Origin of the sequence: Alteromonas sp. MB-3u-76 (genome assembly GCF_002831605.1) — a bacterium.
Classification (GTDB): Bacteria; Pseudomonadota; Gammaproteobacteria; order Enterobacterales; family Alteromonadaceae; genus Alteromonas; species Alteromonas hispanica.
The window spans coordinates 2019532-2033883 of the sequence record NZ_CP025115.1 but is presented as its reverse complement, the minus strand read 5'-3'; the positions used below and the strand labels follow the sequence as shown (position 1 = coordinate 2033883).

General features: G+C 48.1%; 14 protein-coding genes. 3 read left to right on the top strand and 11 right to left on the bottom strand.

What is annotated here, in order from left to right:
- Nucleotides 1-6: 6 nt before the first annotated feature.
- The 6 genes from CW735_RS09010 to CW735_RS08985 all read right to left on the bottom strand — a co-directional run bounded on the left by CW735_RS09010 (nucleotide 7) and on the right by CW735_RS08985 (nucleotide 4844).
- Complete coding sequence (locus CW735_RS09010; protein WP_100971777.1) at nucleotides 7-1245, bottom strand: efflux RND transporter periplasmic adaptor subunit; 1239 nt, start codon at nucleotides 1243-1245, stop codon at nucleotides 7-9.
- On the bottom strand, nucleotides 1242-2531 hold the full coding sequence (locus tag CW735_RS09005; protein ID WP_100971775.1) for a TolC family protein: 1290 nt from the start codon (nucleotides 2529-2531) through the stop codon (nucleotides 1242-1244). The genes CW735_RS09010 and CW735_RS09005 overlap by 4 nt, the downstream gene beginning before the upstream one ends.
- 87 nt (nucleotides 2532-2618) lie before the next feature.
- On the bottom strand, nucleotides 2619-3563 hold the full coding sequence (locus tag CW735_RS09000) for a M56 family metallopeptidase (protein WP_100971773.1): 945 nt from the start codon (nucleotides 3561-3563) through the stop codon (nucleotides 2619-2621).
- 9 nt (nucleotides 3564-3572) lie between these two features.
- Nucleotides 3573-3959, bottom strand: a complete 387-nt coding sequence (locus CW735_RS08995) for a BlaI/MecI/CopY family transcriptional regulator (protein ID WP_100971771.1) — start codon at nucleotides 3957-3959, stop codon at nucleotides 3573-3575.
- A gap of 144 nt (nucleotides 3960-4103) precedes the next feature.
- Entirely contained in the window at nucleotides 4104-4502 is a 399-nt protein-coding gene (locus CW735_RS08990) for a hypothetical protein (RefSeq protein WP_232368404.1), read from the bottom strand.
- A gap of 159 nt (nucleotides 4503-4661) precedes the next feature.
- On the bottom strand, nucleotides 4662-4844 hold the full coding sequence (locus CW735_RS08985) for a hypothetical protein (RefSeq protein ID WP_100971769.1): 183 nt from the start codon (nucleotides 4842-4844) through the stop codon (nucleotides 4662-4664).
- Nucleotides 4845-5006: 162 nt separating this feature from the next.
- Between CW735_RS08985 and CW735_RS08980 the strand changes: the two genes are divergently transcribed.
- Nucleotides 5007-5423, top strand: coding sequence for a DNA replication terminus site-binding protein (locus CW735_RS08980; RefSeq protein WP_232368403.1), 417 nt, complete (start codon nucleotides 5007-5009; stop codon nucleotides 5421-5423).
- Nucleotides 5424-5516: 93 nt separating this feature from the next.
- Here CW735_RS08980 and CW735_RS08975 read toward each other — a convergent pair whose 3' ends face one another.
- Both CW735_RS08975 and CW735_RS19915 read right to left on the bottom strand, forming a co-directional pair.
- Nucleotides 5517-6260 (bottom strand): chromosome partitioning protein ParA, encoded by a 744-nt coding sequence (locus CW735_RS08975; protein ID WP_232368402.1) that lies wholly within the window; start codon nucleotides 6258-6260, stop codon nucleotides 5517-5519.
- A gap of 36 nt (nucleotides 6261-6296) precedes the next feature.
- A complete protein-coding gene (locus CW735_RS19915) occupies nucleotides 6297-6566 on the bottom strand; it encodes a DNA-binding protein (RefSeq protein WP_232368401.1) in 270 nt (89 codons plus the stop codon).
- A 207-nt stretch (nucleotides 6567-6773) separates the two neighbouring features.
- Between CW735_RS19915 and CW735_RS08970 the strand changes: the two genes are divergently transcribed.
- A complete protein-coding gene (locus tag CW735_RS08970) occupies nucleotides 6774-7781 on the top strand; it encodes a tyrosine-type recombinase/integrase (RefSeq protein ID WP_020744756.1) in 1008 nt (335 codons plus the stop codon).
- A gap of 29 nt (nucleotides 7782-7810) precedes the next feature.
- On the opposite strand, the gene CW735_RS08965 is transcribed toward CW735_RS08970, so the two are convergent.
- The 3 genes from CW735_RS08965 to CW735_RS08955 all read right to left on the bottom strand — a co-directional run bounded on the left by CW735_RS08965 (nucleotide 7811) and on the right by CW735_RS08955 (nucleotide 11161).
- Nucleotides 7811-8653, bottom strand: coding sequence for a DUF1259 domain-containing protein (locus tag CW735_RS08965; RefSeq protein WP_197044467.1), 843 nt, complete (start codon nucleotides 8651-8653; stop codon nucleotides 7811-7813).
- A gap of 118 nt (nucleotides 8654-8771) precedes the next feature.
- Entirely contained in the window at nucleotides 8772-10229 is a 1458-nt protein-coding gene (chrA, locus tag CW735_RS08960; RefSeq protein WP_020744758.1) for a chromate efflux transporter, read from the bottom strand.
- Nucleotides 10230-10231: 2 nt separating this feature from the next.
- Nucleotides 10232-11161: a chromate resistance protein ChrB domain-containing protein gene (locus CW735_RS08955; protein WP_020744759.1), complete on the bottom strand. Its 930-nt coding sequence runs from the start codon at nucleotides 11159-11161 to the stop codon at nucleotides 10232-10234.
- 169 nt (nucleotides 11162-11330) lie between these two features.
- Between CW735_RS08955 and CW735_RS08950 the strand changes: the two genes are divergently transcribed.
- Complete coding sequence (locus tag CW735_RS08950) at nucleotides 11331-14264, top strand: Tn3 family transposase (protein ID WP_020744760.1); 2934 nt, start codon at nucleotides 11331-11333, stop codon at nucleotides 14262-14264.
- The last annotated feature ends 88 nt before the right edge of the window (nucleotides 14265-14352 follow it).

Sequence of the window (14352 nt, the reverse complement as noted above, 5' to 3'; positions counted from 1 at the left end):
AGTTCCTTAGTGGTCGTGAGACGCGCCCGACTTCTCAATATCAGCCTTTATTATGTAGCTGTTGAGAGTGACATATTCTGTTCCAGAGGGAATGCCGTTTAGTACTTCAACCCATCCCTCTGCTTTTCGGCCGAGCTCAAGCATCCGAACTTCGTATTGATCACCAAACTTTCCATAGACCACCGTGAAATCTCTGAAAGCCTGAAGGGATTCCTCTTTCACAGCTCTTTCAACGGTGAATGAGTCAAAGAGAATTTGGGCAGTTATAAACTGTCCTGGTGAGTAAAAGCCGTCATTATTATTGACAATGGCGCGATAGACTTTTGCTTGCGAGCCGTTAACGGCATAAAGGCTGTCAAAAATTTTAGTGCTTATCGTCTTATCGTGACCCGGAACTTGTATATCGACGGGAGCATCTAACAATTTCTTGTTTTGGTCTTCTGGATATACGTTCAGCTCTGCTATTAACTGCGAGGTATCAGTAATAGCGACTAGTTTCTTGTCTCCCGATTGTTCGCCTACCCCAATATCCTGAAATGTAATTAGGCCATCAATCGGCGATTTAACTTGATAACTTTGCAAGCTTTCGCTTGATTGGATAGTGAAAAGAGTCTGCCCTTTCTTTACTGCTTGACCTAAAATGACATCAACAGAAGTTATTTCGCCTGGATAACGCGCAGATATATTTCTCACTGCATTGGGGGGTAAAACTAACTGGCCATATACTTTCAACCGCGCGTTAAGTTTTTTACTCGATACGAAATCGGTTTTAATGTCCATAGCCTTTGCTAGTGAATCATCTATTTTTGTCCTTCCTTCATAGTTATCGTAAGACCATTCGTATGTTTTGCCTTGGTAATTGGCGGTAAGTGAAACTAAAAAAGAGTGAGGTTCATAGATAACCATGTCACCGCGCAGATAATTGCCCTCAACATAAAAATCTATGTCATCGATGCCATCTCCCAAACGCGTGAGTTTTACGTTCACTTCAATGTCTTCAGCTGATATTCGCTGTCCTGCATAACTAGCGTATACACGAAATTCGGGAGGGGTGTCGGTTTCATAAATCGCCAGCTCGATAGCAAGGTCACCCTGTCTCAATACTCGACCATTATTAGGGCCTTTCTCTACTTCTTCTTTAGTAATTTCTTTAGCTGACTCAGCAACAGCTAGGTTACTGATTGCGGATAAGCTAATGCCAATATGGGCAAATGCTATTAAGGTAAATAATTTGCGAAGTTTCATAGTGCTCTCTCATTCTTGGATACCGAAGTACCCGTTAATCTCTCTAATTCAATGTTAAATAGTTGAATGTTGGTATAGGCATCGATTAGGCTCTTCTGCGCATTTAACAGTTCTTTCTGGACCGCAAAGAGGTCCGTATATGAGTAAACTCCGATGTTGTATGCTCGACTAGCTTGCTCACTTGCTTGCTCTAACATCGGAATGGAACTGTTTGATAATTTTTGGATTACATGGAGGCTGTGCTTTAATTTGTGAGTCAACAATAGAGCATCAGTGGAAATACTTTGAAGTAAGGCATCAGATTCAGCAGCACTTTGGCTTTGCTTCGCACGCAAAGACGTGATTAATCCTTTATTACGACCTTCGCCTCCAATAGGTATTGATATCCCAGCTACAAATGCAAAGTCGTCAATTACTTCGTTTCGTCTAATGCCTGTCGACACTTCCCAAGCGGGTGACTCCTCTACTACTGCCAAATCAATTTCAGATTCAATTTCTTGTTGCTGTAATATGTAGCGTTGGATTTTCGGGTTTTCCTTCAATCTTTTCAAAACTTCATCTAACTCAGAAATTGAAGGAATATTTGTAAGCGTTCCAGTTACTGAAAAGTTTGTAGTGCCCTTCCACTGCGCCGCTAATGCAGATTTTGTTGCTGCAATCTCATGAATAAGATCTTCTACTTCTAGCTCATACAAAGATAGCGAAGCGCGAGCGCGGAGTTCATCGATAGCGTTAGCTTTTGCAGCTTTTACACGACCTTCTACAATGTCCAAGAGATTTTTCGCTTGGTCTTCTGCAATCTTTGCTAATTTTAAGTTCTCTTTTTGAGCCAATAAGGTTATGTACAATTGTGCTGTATTTGCTGCGATATCAACGGCTCTAACCTCTTGATCAATTGTAGTTGTGTCAGCTTTCGATGAAGCCAGATTGACCCTAGACTCGATAATGTCATTTTCAAGTAACCATGAAATGCTCAATGTTGCTTGCAATCCAGATACCCCTGAGTTGTTACCGGAGCCCAAGAAATCCTCGAGTTGCGCATTAATTACTTTAGGCGTTCCAACCTCAGCTTGAGTAATAAGAGCTTTTGCAGCCTCTGATTTATGTGTGAATACATGTAATTCAGGATGTTGTTGCAGGGATAGACTAATTGCATCATTCAATGTGAGTATTTCTTGTGCATTAACACCAACAGACATCCCACTGATGGACATGCTTATAAGCATACCACGCACAAAATACCGATTAATGATCGGTTTTTTGCTTAATTTTTTTCCAAAAAACATAAATAAAATCCTTATGAAAGCTTTTTAAAAGCCTTCGACTAAGTTTGAAAATAAAAACCGTTCGCAGGTCGGTTTTTTGAATAAATTTTAATGGTTAAACACCATTTCAATAAGATGATGAACACCGTCTAAAGAAATCATACATAGAAAAAATAATGCAATGGCAAAAGAGAACGCTACAGTCTTATTGATAGGTGACAACTGCAACCTACCCAAGAGGAAATAGATGCGTTGCTCGAGGACATCTGCTCCGAAATTTACAACTAAAGCGCTTGATTTAAGTATGTCCTCTTGCGCATTCAGCTTTGCAACTTTAATTAAAGTGCTTGCTACGAATATCCGGTCAATTCCTTCTTCTAATACAGCATTGTCTGCATCTTGTTCCATAGCCAACACCATCTGTAGAGTTAGTAATCTTGCTACTGGTGCAAAATAAAATGAGACCAAAATACTAAAAAGCCACTTTTTCAAGGGATCATTATTTACAACATGCGCTCTTTCGTGCTTTAAAATGACATCAAGTTCTTCGAGAGTAACCTCATTCAAAAGCCCTGTAGTTATGAAGCATTTCTTGCTCCGTATTCCAGAAGTAAACGCTGCAAACTTAGGTATCTCAACTTCATATACCTCTCTGCTTAAGTTTTTTGAGAGGCAAGTTAGCAATCTCACTTCCTGTCTATGAAGCCACAGCTGTCTTGTCTTTGAAGTCAACACAAATAGTATATAAGAGAGCAGAAATATTATTGTAACTGAATGCCAACTAAACCAGTTGAAGTCTGATATGTGATGCCAATGAGCATATTGTTTAGTTTCAAATACGCTTGAGTAAACATATATATCAAGTAAGTAAAGACAGACTAAAACGCTCATTATCCATGGTATTGAAACACAAAACCAAAGCAGAGCTTTCCTTGGTTTTAACTGAACAGACGTTAACTTTTGCCCTAGTAAAGAAACGGCAATAGACACAACCAAATTAGCTAGTGCGAATGCAATAGTAAAAATTGCTAGTAGGTTGAAGAATATTGTCATTATTTTTACTTAATCCTTGTTCACTGACTTTAGCTTTTTTTGCTCTTCAATAAGTTGCTCAAGTTTAGTTAATTGATCGACACTAAATTCACTTGAGATGGAAGAAAAAGCTGCGATAAGGCTGCTATCGTCGCCAGCAATAAAGTCACTCGCAACCGACTTTATAAGCTGTCCAATCAACTCGTATCTCTCGACTTTTGTGTTGTATATATAGGCGTGCCCTTCTTTTTTTCTAGCTAAGAGTCCCTTTTTGAAAAGGCGATCAAGTGTACTCTGGTAGGTATTTAAACTTCCCCCCCTCACATTTGTGAAATGTGAATAAATTTGTTTCACATCAACATCTTTGTGCTTCCATAAATAATGTAGAACTAGCTTTTCAAGTTCACCAAGATTCAAATTCGCCGCACCCTTTTAAAAAACCGATTAACGATAGGTATTATACATAGAGAGCACCGACCATCAATCGGTTTTTATCTCAATTTTTTTTCACTTCATCGTTAGGCGGAACTTATTAATAATATTATCTCACTATATTTTGCACTAAATACACCCACGCTTTCTCAACTCCTCAGCCCATTCTTTAAAGCGATTTTCGTCGCGCTCTGCGGTCTTTGCTCGTCTGTTCAATGTTTTCTTAGACAATGCTTTGGACTCTTCTTTATCAAAAGTAACTCCAGATAAAGCGTCAGCAAACATTTGACTATAATGCTGCTCAATTATTGTTGCACTAGTTCCACGCTGACGCGCAATCACGACCATACTTTTTCCGTTGAGTAGCTGCAAAGTAATAAAAGTATGCCGCAGAGAATAAAGCACTCGTAGCCCTCTAAGAGACTCTTTCAAGCAAGAACTTTGAAGTACCTTCTCAAATGCCTTGCCTAATTGTGCTGTAGACTCGCCATCTGATAGTAAGAAAAGCTTTTGTTTATGTGTGCGCAATTCTCGTAGATGAGAATTACGTCCTGTACATTTAAAGTGAACTACCAGCCGTCCAATAAGGCTTTCGCCTATGGTAGTAAGCTTAGTGTCATTGTAATGACAATTTCCGTCACTGCTCGACGACGAAATGCCTTTTGATAGATAAACACCGACAAATAGTTACTGCCCCCCGGTAAGCGAAACGATATATTTAAAACCAAAATTGCGCTTAGTTTGAGCTTGCTGCCATTGCTCAATTCGCCCGTCGAAAAATGTTTCTAATGGGTTTTCAATTCCGTTCCATACGGCTAAGTGGCCTTTCACATCTACTGGGTCTAGCTCTAAAAGCTTGAGTACATCCATGTTCCTAATTTACCTATTACTTAATACTACAATTCAGCAAACTCTATAACACACTGCCACTACCCCATAAACCGGAATAGATTTGAGCTGGTGGGTAAATAGGCTTAAAATTGCTGTATAAGTAAACAGCACTATGGTTAATAAATGTTTCTACAATTCCACATGAGTAATATTGAAGCGTTTCTGAAAGAGCTAGAAGAACTGCTCCTCGATAGCGCCTGCCCGGCTTCAACATATTACTACGCCATTGAGCCTGTACTTAAAGAACAAGAAGAGGAACTTATTGAGCACGGCTACTCAAGCATTAATGTTGATATGTTTACTGGCCAAGAAGCGATTTTGAAAATTATTGATGCTTACAAGGACATGTACGTATTCGATGAAACGCCACAAAAATCACGCAGGTTCGTACAAAAACACCCTGGCTTCGTAGTAGCAACCAAAAACAAACAAGAGATTATTGCTTGCATTGAAAAGATCAATAATGAGAAGAAGGCATTTAGAGCGGCAGTAGGACCAGCGGGGGCATTTGAACGAAAACCTACGGTTTTGAATCCTGTGGCACCCTCGAAACCGTAGGTTTCCGTCAGATAGCCGCTAACCCGGCATTTGCCCTTAAAACTTGGTCATCTTTGGAACATTACTGAATATTCAATGCTGTGACAGCCTTTTTCATAGCGAACCCTGGAGTTGTTTGAATTGTCCTAGGATCATCGCCTTTTCCTGAAGAATTACCTTGTTCTCATCGGTCAGATACGTCACTTTATCCTGGATGGTTTTCACCTCGGTTTTGGTGGCCTTCAAAGCTTGGGATAACACGGCCAATTCCTTATCGACATCTGCTTTCTGAGCAGTGAGAGCTGCTATTTTTTCTGCCAATTGCTCATTTTTATGCTGGTATTCCTGGTTCTTCGTCATGGCGTCTTCAAGGTCGCGCTTCAGGTTCTGGGTCTCATCTACCTTTCCGTTCAAATCCCTGTTTAGCGTCGCATTGGTCTGTTCAAGTTTATCTGCATTGCTTTGTAACTGCGCATTGGCATCAAATAACTCGGACACTCTTGACTCAGCCTGGTCGAACCGGTGTTGCAGTTCCTGCATCTGGTCTTTCAACCCCTGGGTATCGATCCGGAACTGTTCGCGTTCTTGCTGACGGTCTTCGGCAGTGCGCTGCTGATAATGTTCAAAATGATCGCGGATGTCCTTATTTTCCTGCTTAAGTTCCGCAATACTTTCCTTTAATTCAGCGGTTCGCACAATGGCTTCGTCTCGTTGGGCCTCGGCTTTGACCACGCTGATACGCACATCTTCCAGAGACTTGTCTAACGCGCTTTTTTCTTTGTTCTGCCGTTCAATCTGGCTCTCAAGATCCTGTTGTCGGGCAGTAAGTTGCGCGATGGTGTTTTTGGAATCGGCCAATTCTTTGCGGAGTTCTTTATTTGACGCCTCAAATTCCTAACGGGTCTCCTCAATACGGTGGTCGGCCATCTGCTGTACCCGCTCGTGGAGTGATTTCACTACCTCCACCAGGTCATTCGGGAGTCCACCGATATCGGCTACCTCTCCGTTGTCTGATCGCCAACGCTTGAGCAGCGGCGCGATGGTGCTTTTGCTGCCGGTGCCCATATGTTCCCGCACTCGATCCACCGTAGGCTCCTGGCCTTGGGTTTTGATGGCTTCGGCGGCTTTGGCGACATCGTGGTAAGTGACTCCGGCGCGTGCCATAGGGAGATTTCCTCTCAAACTATTTAGTAACGTATTATGTAACACGTAATATAACATTATATTTATGCTTATCAAAGTTTCTTGAGTTTCAATTGTTAACCTTCGATAATAAATGTTATCGTTGGTTATGGTATTAAGCTGAAAATCTTCTGCTTGTAACGCCGGTACATAGCCGCCTTTCTGGTCACACCGATAGGAATACAATTCATGAACACCAAACCACCCAAAATGGCCACCGACTTAGCATTACGTAATGAGGAATCGAACCAGATTGCTCATCGGGAATCCGAGTCACTGCGGCACTACCTCCAGGCGGCCACCTCCGATAACACCCGCAAGGCCTACCGATCCGCCATTCGCCAATTTGAGAAATGGGGTGGCCGGTTGCCGACTGACCGAGATACGGTGGTGCGCTATCTGCTCGCCAGGGCCGAATCGCTCAACGCCCGGACGTTAGATCTCCACCTCACCGCCATTAGCCAGTGGCACCATTACCAAGGCGTCACTGATCCGGTGCGCGATCCCCTGGTGCGGAAAACCATGGAAGGCATTCGTCGCACTCATGGCCAACCCAAACGCAAGGCCAAGGCCCTACGCCTGGAACACATCGCACAAATGGTGGATTACCTGCGGTGTTTGCCGGATAGCAAAAAGAAGCATAGGGATATCGCCCTGGTGTTGACCGGCTTTTTCGGCGCTTTTCGTCGCAGCGAACTGGTGGCCATTCAAATCAGTGATCTGAATTGGGAGCCGGAAGGCCTGATCATCCGGTTGCCGCGCTCCAAAACGGATCAACAGGCGGCAGGGCTGGCCCGCGCCTTACCTTTCGGTACGCCAGGTTGTTGTCCGGCTACAGCAATCAAGGCCTGGATGGATAGCGCTGAGATTGATAGCGGCCCGCTCTTTAGGCCGGCTAACCGCTGGGATCAGGTGACGCCCAGGCCTCTGAACCCAGGGGCAATTAATGACTTGCTCAAAACCCTGGGCAAGGCCTGTCAGTTCGACTTCGTGCCCGAGTTGAGCAGTCACAGTTTTCGCCGCGGCCTTTCCACTTCGGCGGCTCGAGAACGGGTAGACTTCGAGCTGATCAAGAAACAAGGCGGCTGGAAAAGCGATGCAACGGTCTGGGAGTACATCGAAGAAGGCCAGCAACTTTCGAATAATGCCTCGCTGATATTGATGGAAAAGTTGGTCACGCTGATCGACCCCGTATAACCCGACAAATCACGAATCCCACTCTCAATTCATCTTTGCGTCTCCAGCGCTGCCCGTATCGCTTTCGCCAGATCCTCGGGCTGGCCCTTGCCCCAATAATGCAGGAAATAGTAGGAAGGCGTTTCACCGGTCATATGGTTGTGCAGCGCCACGATGTGGATGCCCGCCTGACGCAGCGCCCGCATCACCGGCTGGATCTCGTCCGCGGTCATGGCAAAATCCCCATCGACGACCGCCTGCTTCTCATTCCCGGAGAAGGCGGCCCAGGTGGACAGGCCCATGGATGCGCCAAATTCCACACCGTGCATTCTGGCGCTGCGCCCGAACGTGAATTTCAGCACCTGCCCGTTAAGGCTGCCCTCGGCATCCAGAATCTTTTCCAACGTCTTGGTGTTGTATTTGCCGGTGATATCGGGCACATCACCCGGAAATCGTTCTTGCGGTACGGGATGCTTTTTACGCACTTGTTTAATGGCATCCCACATGGCCTTAACGCCTTCGGCGAGTGACTCGGCGTTTCGTCCATGGCCGCCGATGTGCATAAAGTAAACCGGCGGACGGTCGAACACGAAATGGTTGTGCAGCGCGGTGATGTCCAGGCCGTGGGCAAAGGCGGCGTCCATGGCCGGGGTGATTTCATCCTCAAACACCACCGTATCCCCCATCACCATAACACCACCCTCCGGCAAGGCCTTGAACGCGGCCCAACTCCCGAGGCCCGCCGGCGGCGGGAACTTCATACCGTCAACGGTGACGGGCACGTCGTCGCGCTTCCAGCCGATACGCACCACGCCATCAGGTTTGGCCGTTGCCTGGGTGCCAGCCGCCTGGCCAATGGCCTTATCATCGAGGCGGCCGGAATCGTCGGCCATTGTTATGGATGCTTGAATGAATAAAGCGCACATTAGAATGAATGCTCGAAGCGGAGACATTGTCATGGCTATTCCTCTTTTTTTGTTGCTGTGAAACATTTTTGGCTGTATTGGGGGGTTACGCCGCCGGGGCGCCTGCAAATAACAGATGGTACACAATACCCAGCAGTGCGCTGACTAAAATCATCGGCAACATGCCCACCTTAAAGCGCAACATAGCGATAAAGGCGCCCGCGGCCAGCGCGACGCTGACAATGTGGATGCTGCCCCAGGCGGGTATCAGCAGTAGCATACCATAGGCCCGTACAGTTTCAACCTCGTTAAAGGCGACGTGCACCGCGAACCAGATGGCGAGATTCAGCATCACGCCCACCACGGCCGCCGTGACCGCCGACAGCGCCGCGCTCACCGCCTGGTTGCCGCGCAGTGTTTCCACATACGGCGCGCCCAGGAAGATCCACAAAAAGCAGGGAACGAAGGTGACCCAGGTGGCTAAAACCGATGCCAAGATGCCTGCTGTGAAGGGGTCGAGCGTTCCCGGAGCCCGGAAGGCCCCCATAAAGCCCACGAATTGCACCACTTGGATCAGCGGGCCGGGTGTAGTTTCCGCCATACCCAGACCATCCAGCATTTCCCCCGGTGCCAGCCATCCATAGTTTTGTACCGCCTCCTGGGCCATGTAGGCCAGCACCGAATAGGCGCCACCGAAGGTGACAACCGCCAGTTTGCTGAAGAAAAGCCCAATCTGGGTGAACACATCCTCATAGCCCAAGGTCACAAGCAGGGCGACAAGTGGCGCAAACCACAGCGGCAGCCAGACGGCGAGCACCTTGAGTGCCCGCCCCCGTGACGCCCGGGTATGGCTTGCCGCGCCGCCCTCCATCATGGCATCAATCGCACGCCCGGCGTCCTCGGGGGTATCGTGCCCCTTGATGACCACAAAGCGTTCCGGATCGACATGCCGACCCAGCAGACCGATCAATCCGGCGGTAACGATTACGATCGGGAAAGGCACGGCAAAGAAGAAGATCGCCACGAAAGCGGCGACCGCCAATGCGTACATGTAGGCGTTCTTGAGGACGCGCTTGCCGATGCGGATCACCGCCTGGATCACGATCGCCAGCACGGCCGCCTTGATACCGAAAAACAGGGCCTGCACCAGTGACGCTTCCTGATATCCAGCGTAGAGCAGACTGAGCACCAGAATGCTGAGAAAGCCCGGCAGCACGAACAGGGCGCCCGCAACCAGTCCACCCTTGATGCCATGCAGCAGCCAGCCGATATAGGTGGCCAGTTGCTGGGCTTCAGGTCCGGGCAGCACCATGCAGTAATTCAGCGCGTGCAGGAAGCGGCTCTCACTGACCCATTGCTTTTCATCCACCAGAATACGGTGCATCACCGCGATCTGGCCGGCGGGACCGCCAAAGCTCAGGATGGCGACCCGCAACCAGACACGCACGGCCTCCCCGAAGGTGATGTAATGGCCGAAAGCATTGAGGTTACCAGCGGTCGCATCCCTGGTGATTTGATTGGACCCGCTGCTTGGCGGTGCAGATGAAGTTGACGGTTCGTGCATGGTTATTGTTCCTTAACGTAAGTGACCAACAGGCTGTCGAAAACCTGATTGGCAGCTTGTAATAATTGATCATCATCGCTATGGGTTTCGCGCAGCCCTATCAATACACACTCGACCCCGGCGGCCTCCGGCGGCTGATGTCCCCCCACATCGAGGTAGTGCACGAGTTTTCCAAGCCGGAGTAGCGCGGGTGAATCCAGGTCGAAGCTCGCCAGCAGCGTTTCGAAAGTGACTTTTTCTTCCACGTGAGTAAAGGTCGCCCCATCGAAATCGAACCCCAGCGCCTCATCCGGGCAGTCGTCCGGCGAGGCCAGCCATAAAAAGCGTGCGGATGGATCGATGAAGCGGCCAATCAGCCAGGCACTGGCCAAACGGTCCACCCACGGCCGACGCCGCGTCGCCCAGAGCCTGCCTTGATAATCGGCTCGATCAAGACGGCGGATTGTGCGAGGTTCGGGCTGCGGCTCATCGGGAGACAAGACCCGGTTGGCATCGCTTTCCAGCTGTTTCAGAGCCGTATCGATTCGATCCCGCGCGGCACCGGGGAAAAAATCGATGGCTGACAGTCGCGTGAAGCTTTTGCGCAGTTTGCGTGTTTCCTTCATTACCTCCATGGCGGTTTCCGGCAAGAGCTTTGCCCGCAGGTCCGCCATCGCCGAGTCCAGCGACTCATAGTCTTCCGAGCGATCGAATAGCGCGGGGAACGCTTCGGTTTCAGGATCATTAGCGTGCAGTACATGGGCGGTCCCGCCATTATCACGGACATCCTGGGCAATTGCCTCTAGCTTTTCGGCATGATCAGAGATGGCTGGCAGTAGATAGACGCCATCACGCAGCGAAACGGCCCCCAGGGCTTTGATGGCGCGCCATGCCCGCATGCGCACGGTGGCGTTTTCAGTGGGGAGTGAAAGTATCAGCAGTATCCAGGACATGCGTAGATCTTAGCACATATATGTTATAATCTCTACACATTTTTAAACCGAATAACCCTTGGGCAAGAGCGATTGCCTTTAAAGGCGGTGATGCACCTTTAAATACCGCATCCATCAATAAAAACAGCGCTATAGCGTAGTTGGCGTGACCGGAGCCAAGTGAGGTCCTATGACAGCCAAAGAGCAGTTCTTAACCAATCAGCAGCGGTACCAACCGTTAATATTGCCGCAACGATTCTCCGATGAGGAAATGGTTCGCGATTGGACGCTAAGCCGTCGTGATTGCGAGGTCGTCAACAAGTATCGCAAGCAATATCGCCTGGGATTTGCCATCCAACTGTGTGCCATGCGCCTCTATGGCCGGTTTCTAAACCAGCTTCATGATCTTTCGCCACGAGTGATCAGCTATCTGAGTAGTCAACTCGATCTTCCTCCTACGCTAACGGTGGAAGTGCCCGAAAGAGAAGCCACGGTGTTGGAACACCGGAACAATATCCTCAAGTACCTGGGCTTTCATCGGTTTGACGACAAAGTGGAAGCAGATCTGGACCGCTGGATTGAAGAACATGCCCAACAGGGACTGCTTCCGGATGAACTTTTTCACCGGGCAGAACGCCACCTTCTGTTGAAACGTATTGTTTTACCTGGCCCCACGACGATCGAAAGACAGATCATCCGCATATGTAACCAGGTACACGCTCAGCTTTTTGAGCAAGTGTTTGATCAGATGTCGCCGGAATTACGCGATGCCATTGACGATTTGTTGCAAGCCACCGACGGCAATCAACGAACCTACTTCAACCAACTCAAAGAGTACCCGCCGGGTGCGAAAATATCATCACTGAAACGCTATTTGGAACGCTATGACAATCTGGTGTCCACCGGCATTAATGAGTTCGAAGAAAAGGTCATTGATACCGCTTTTCTTAACTACCTGTACCGACTGACCAAGCGTTACAGCGCTAAGGACATGAAGCGCTTCAAGGACCATAAGCGCTATGCATTGATGGTTTGCTTCCTGTTGGAATCCCGCAAGATCCTGTTGGATCATCTGGTCAAAATGCATGATCAGTACATGACAGAGCTATGCCGGCAAACCAAAAACAGCCACGACAAAAAACACAAGGAGTTTCGCAAGCGCCAAAAGAAAGCCATCGATGCTGTGCTTGAAACCACGCATGTTTTGCTGGAATGGCCGGATGAACAGCCATTGTACAAGAAGGACTTGTGGCAACGCATTGACGAGAAACATCTGCTGGCATCCATTGACGACCTGCACATTTTTAAACGCCTGGAGGAACGCGGCTACTGCGATTTGTTGCTGGCCCGTTATCCCAGTTTGCGAAAATATTTTGCCGACTTTATCCGGTTACCATTTGAAGTGGCTAAAGGTTCCGGGCCGCTGATAAAAGCTATTGAGTTCGTCCGGAAATTGGATGATGGCGACCTGAAAAAGCTACCCGAGAACACACCGACAGCATTCATTCCCCGCGAACTACGCCGCAGCCTTAAAGATCAAGCCGATAACATCAATCGCAACGTTTGGGAAATGGGATTGGCTCTCGCTATGAAAGACGCCTTGCGTTCCGGCGATTTGTACTTGCCGCAGAGTAAGCAGCATGTTTCGTTCTGGGATCTCACCTTAAATGAACCCAGTTGGGATGAAACCAGACAGGCTGTCTATACCGAACTTCAACAGCCTCCACCGCACGAAGTTCGAGCCGCCATTTCAACGCAGTTCCACGAATCAGTCTCTGAAGCGAAAAAGCTGTTCGGCCTGGACAACTTCGCGGAAATTCAAAACGGCCGATTGAAACTCAAACGTGATGACAAGCTCGAGGTCCCGGATAAAGTCAACCAACTGCAAAAAGTGATCGATGCACATATGCCCAGCATACGTATCGAACAGCTTCTGATGGAAGTAGATCAAATGACACATTACAGCCGTCATTTTGTCCCTATCCAGCACCATCAATCGCGCCCCAAAGCCTTTTACAAAAGCCTGATGGCCGCCATTATTTCGCAGGCCACCAACCTGGGTGTCGTATCCATGAGCAATAGCGTTAAAGGTGTGACCGTCGATATGCTCCGGCATATCCTGCAATACTATATTCGAGAGGAAACCCTGATCAACGCCAGTGCTGAAATTGTGTATCAACACCATGAGCTGCCGTTGAGTGCGGTGCACGGAACCGGTACATTGTCCTCATCGGATGCGCAACGCTTTAAAATCCGCGCCGACAGCCTGTTGGCTTCTTACTATCCCCGCTACTACGGTTATTATGAAAAAGCCATCGGGATCTACACCCACGTTTCCGATCAATATTCAGTGTTCAGCACCAAGATTATTTCCTGTAGCCCGCGTGAAGCGCTGTATGTTTTGGACGGCCTGCTGGAGAACAACACGATTCTGAAAATCCGGGAGCACACCACCGATACACATGGCTATACCGAAATCGTCTTCGCACTCTGTCATTTGCTCGGATTCTACTTTATGCCACGCATTCGGGATCTCAAAGATCAGCAGCTTTACCGTATTGACAAAACCGTCGATTACGGCGACCTCAACCATTTACTCACCAAAACAGCCGATCTGGCCATCATTGAGGAACAGTGGGAATATATGATGCGAGTGGCGATTTCACTGAAGCAGAAAACTGCGCCAGCACACGTCATCGTCCAACGATTAACCAATAGTTCACCTTCGGATCGCCTCACCAAAGCCTTTACGAACTTGGGGCGGATTATCAAGACCGAATACATTCTGCGGTACCTGACTGACAAAGAACTCCGTCAAACCGTCCAACGGCAACTGAATAAAGGGGAATACCGACATAAACTGCCGCGCTGGATATTCTTTGCGGATCAGGGTGAATTCACCACAGGCGACTATGAAGAAATCATGAACAAGGCCAGTAGTCTCAGCTTTGTGTCCAATGCCATTCTGTACTGGAACACCATCAAGATAAGCGACATTGTGGAGCAGCTTCGGCAGCAAGGGGAGGAAATCGACGACGAGACCTTATCTCATATCTCGTTGTTGCCCTATAAGCATGTGTTACCCAACGGTACATACTTTATTGAAGATGAGGAGAAGGGATGATTCGCCGGAAACCTACGGTTTCGACGTGGTCACTGGGTTCAAAACCGTAGGTTCTCGTTCAAATGCCCCCGCGGGTCCTATGAGGCCA

Bases quoted from the DNA above. Each gene is read 5' to 3' on its own strand.
- CW735_RS08970 (WP_020744756.1), top strand. From the start codon at position 6,774: ATGAACACCAAACCACCCAAAATGGCCACCGACTTAGCATTACGTAAT.
- CW735_RS08985 (WP_100971769.1), bottom strand. From the start codon at position 4,844: ATGGATGTACTCAAGCTTTTAGAGCTAGACCCAGTAGATGTGAAAGGC.
- CW735_RS09005 (WP_100971775.1), bottom strand. From the start codon at position 2,531: ATGTTTTTTGGAAAAAAATTAAGCAAAAAACCGATCATTAATCGGTAT.
- CW735_RS19915 (WP_232368401.1), bottom strand. From the start codon at position 6,566: ATGGCACGCGCCGGAGTCACTTACCACGATGTCGCCAAAGCCGCCGAA.
- CW735_RS08955 (WP_020744759.1), bottom strand. From the start codon at position 11,161: ATGTCCTGGATACTGCTGATACTTTCACTCCCCACTGAAAACGCCACC.
- CW735_RS08965 (WP_197044467.1), bottom strand. From the start codon at position 8,653: ATGGCCGACGATTCCGGCCGCCTCGATGATAAGGCCATTGGCCAGGCG.
- CW735_RS09000 (WP_100971773.1), bottom strand. From the start codon at position 3,563: ATGACAATATTCTTCAACCTACTAGCAATTTTTACTATTGCATTCGCA.
- CW735_RS09010 (WP_100971777.1), bottom strand. From the start codon at position 1,245: ATGAAACTTCGCAAATTATTTACCTTAATAGCATTTGCCCATATTGGC.
- CW735_RS08980 (WP_232368403.1), top strand. From the start codon at position 5,007: ATGAGTAATATTGAAGCGTTTCTGAAAGAGCTAGAAGAACTGCTCCTC.
- chrA (WP_020744758.1), bottom strand. From the start codon at position 10,229: ATGCACGAACCGTCAACTTCATCTGCACCGCCAAGCAGCGGGTCCAAT.
- CW735_RS08950 (WP_020744760.1), top strand. From the start codon at position 11,331: ATGACAGCCAAAGAGCAGTTCTTAACCAATCAGCAGCGGTACCAACCG.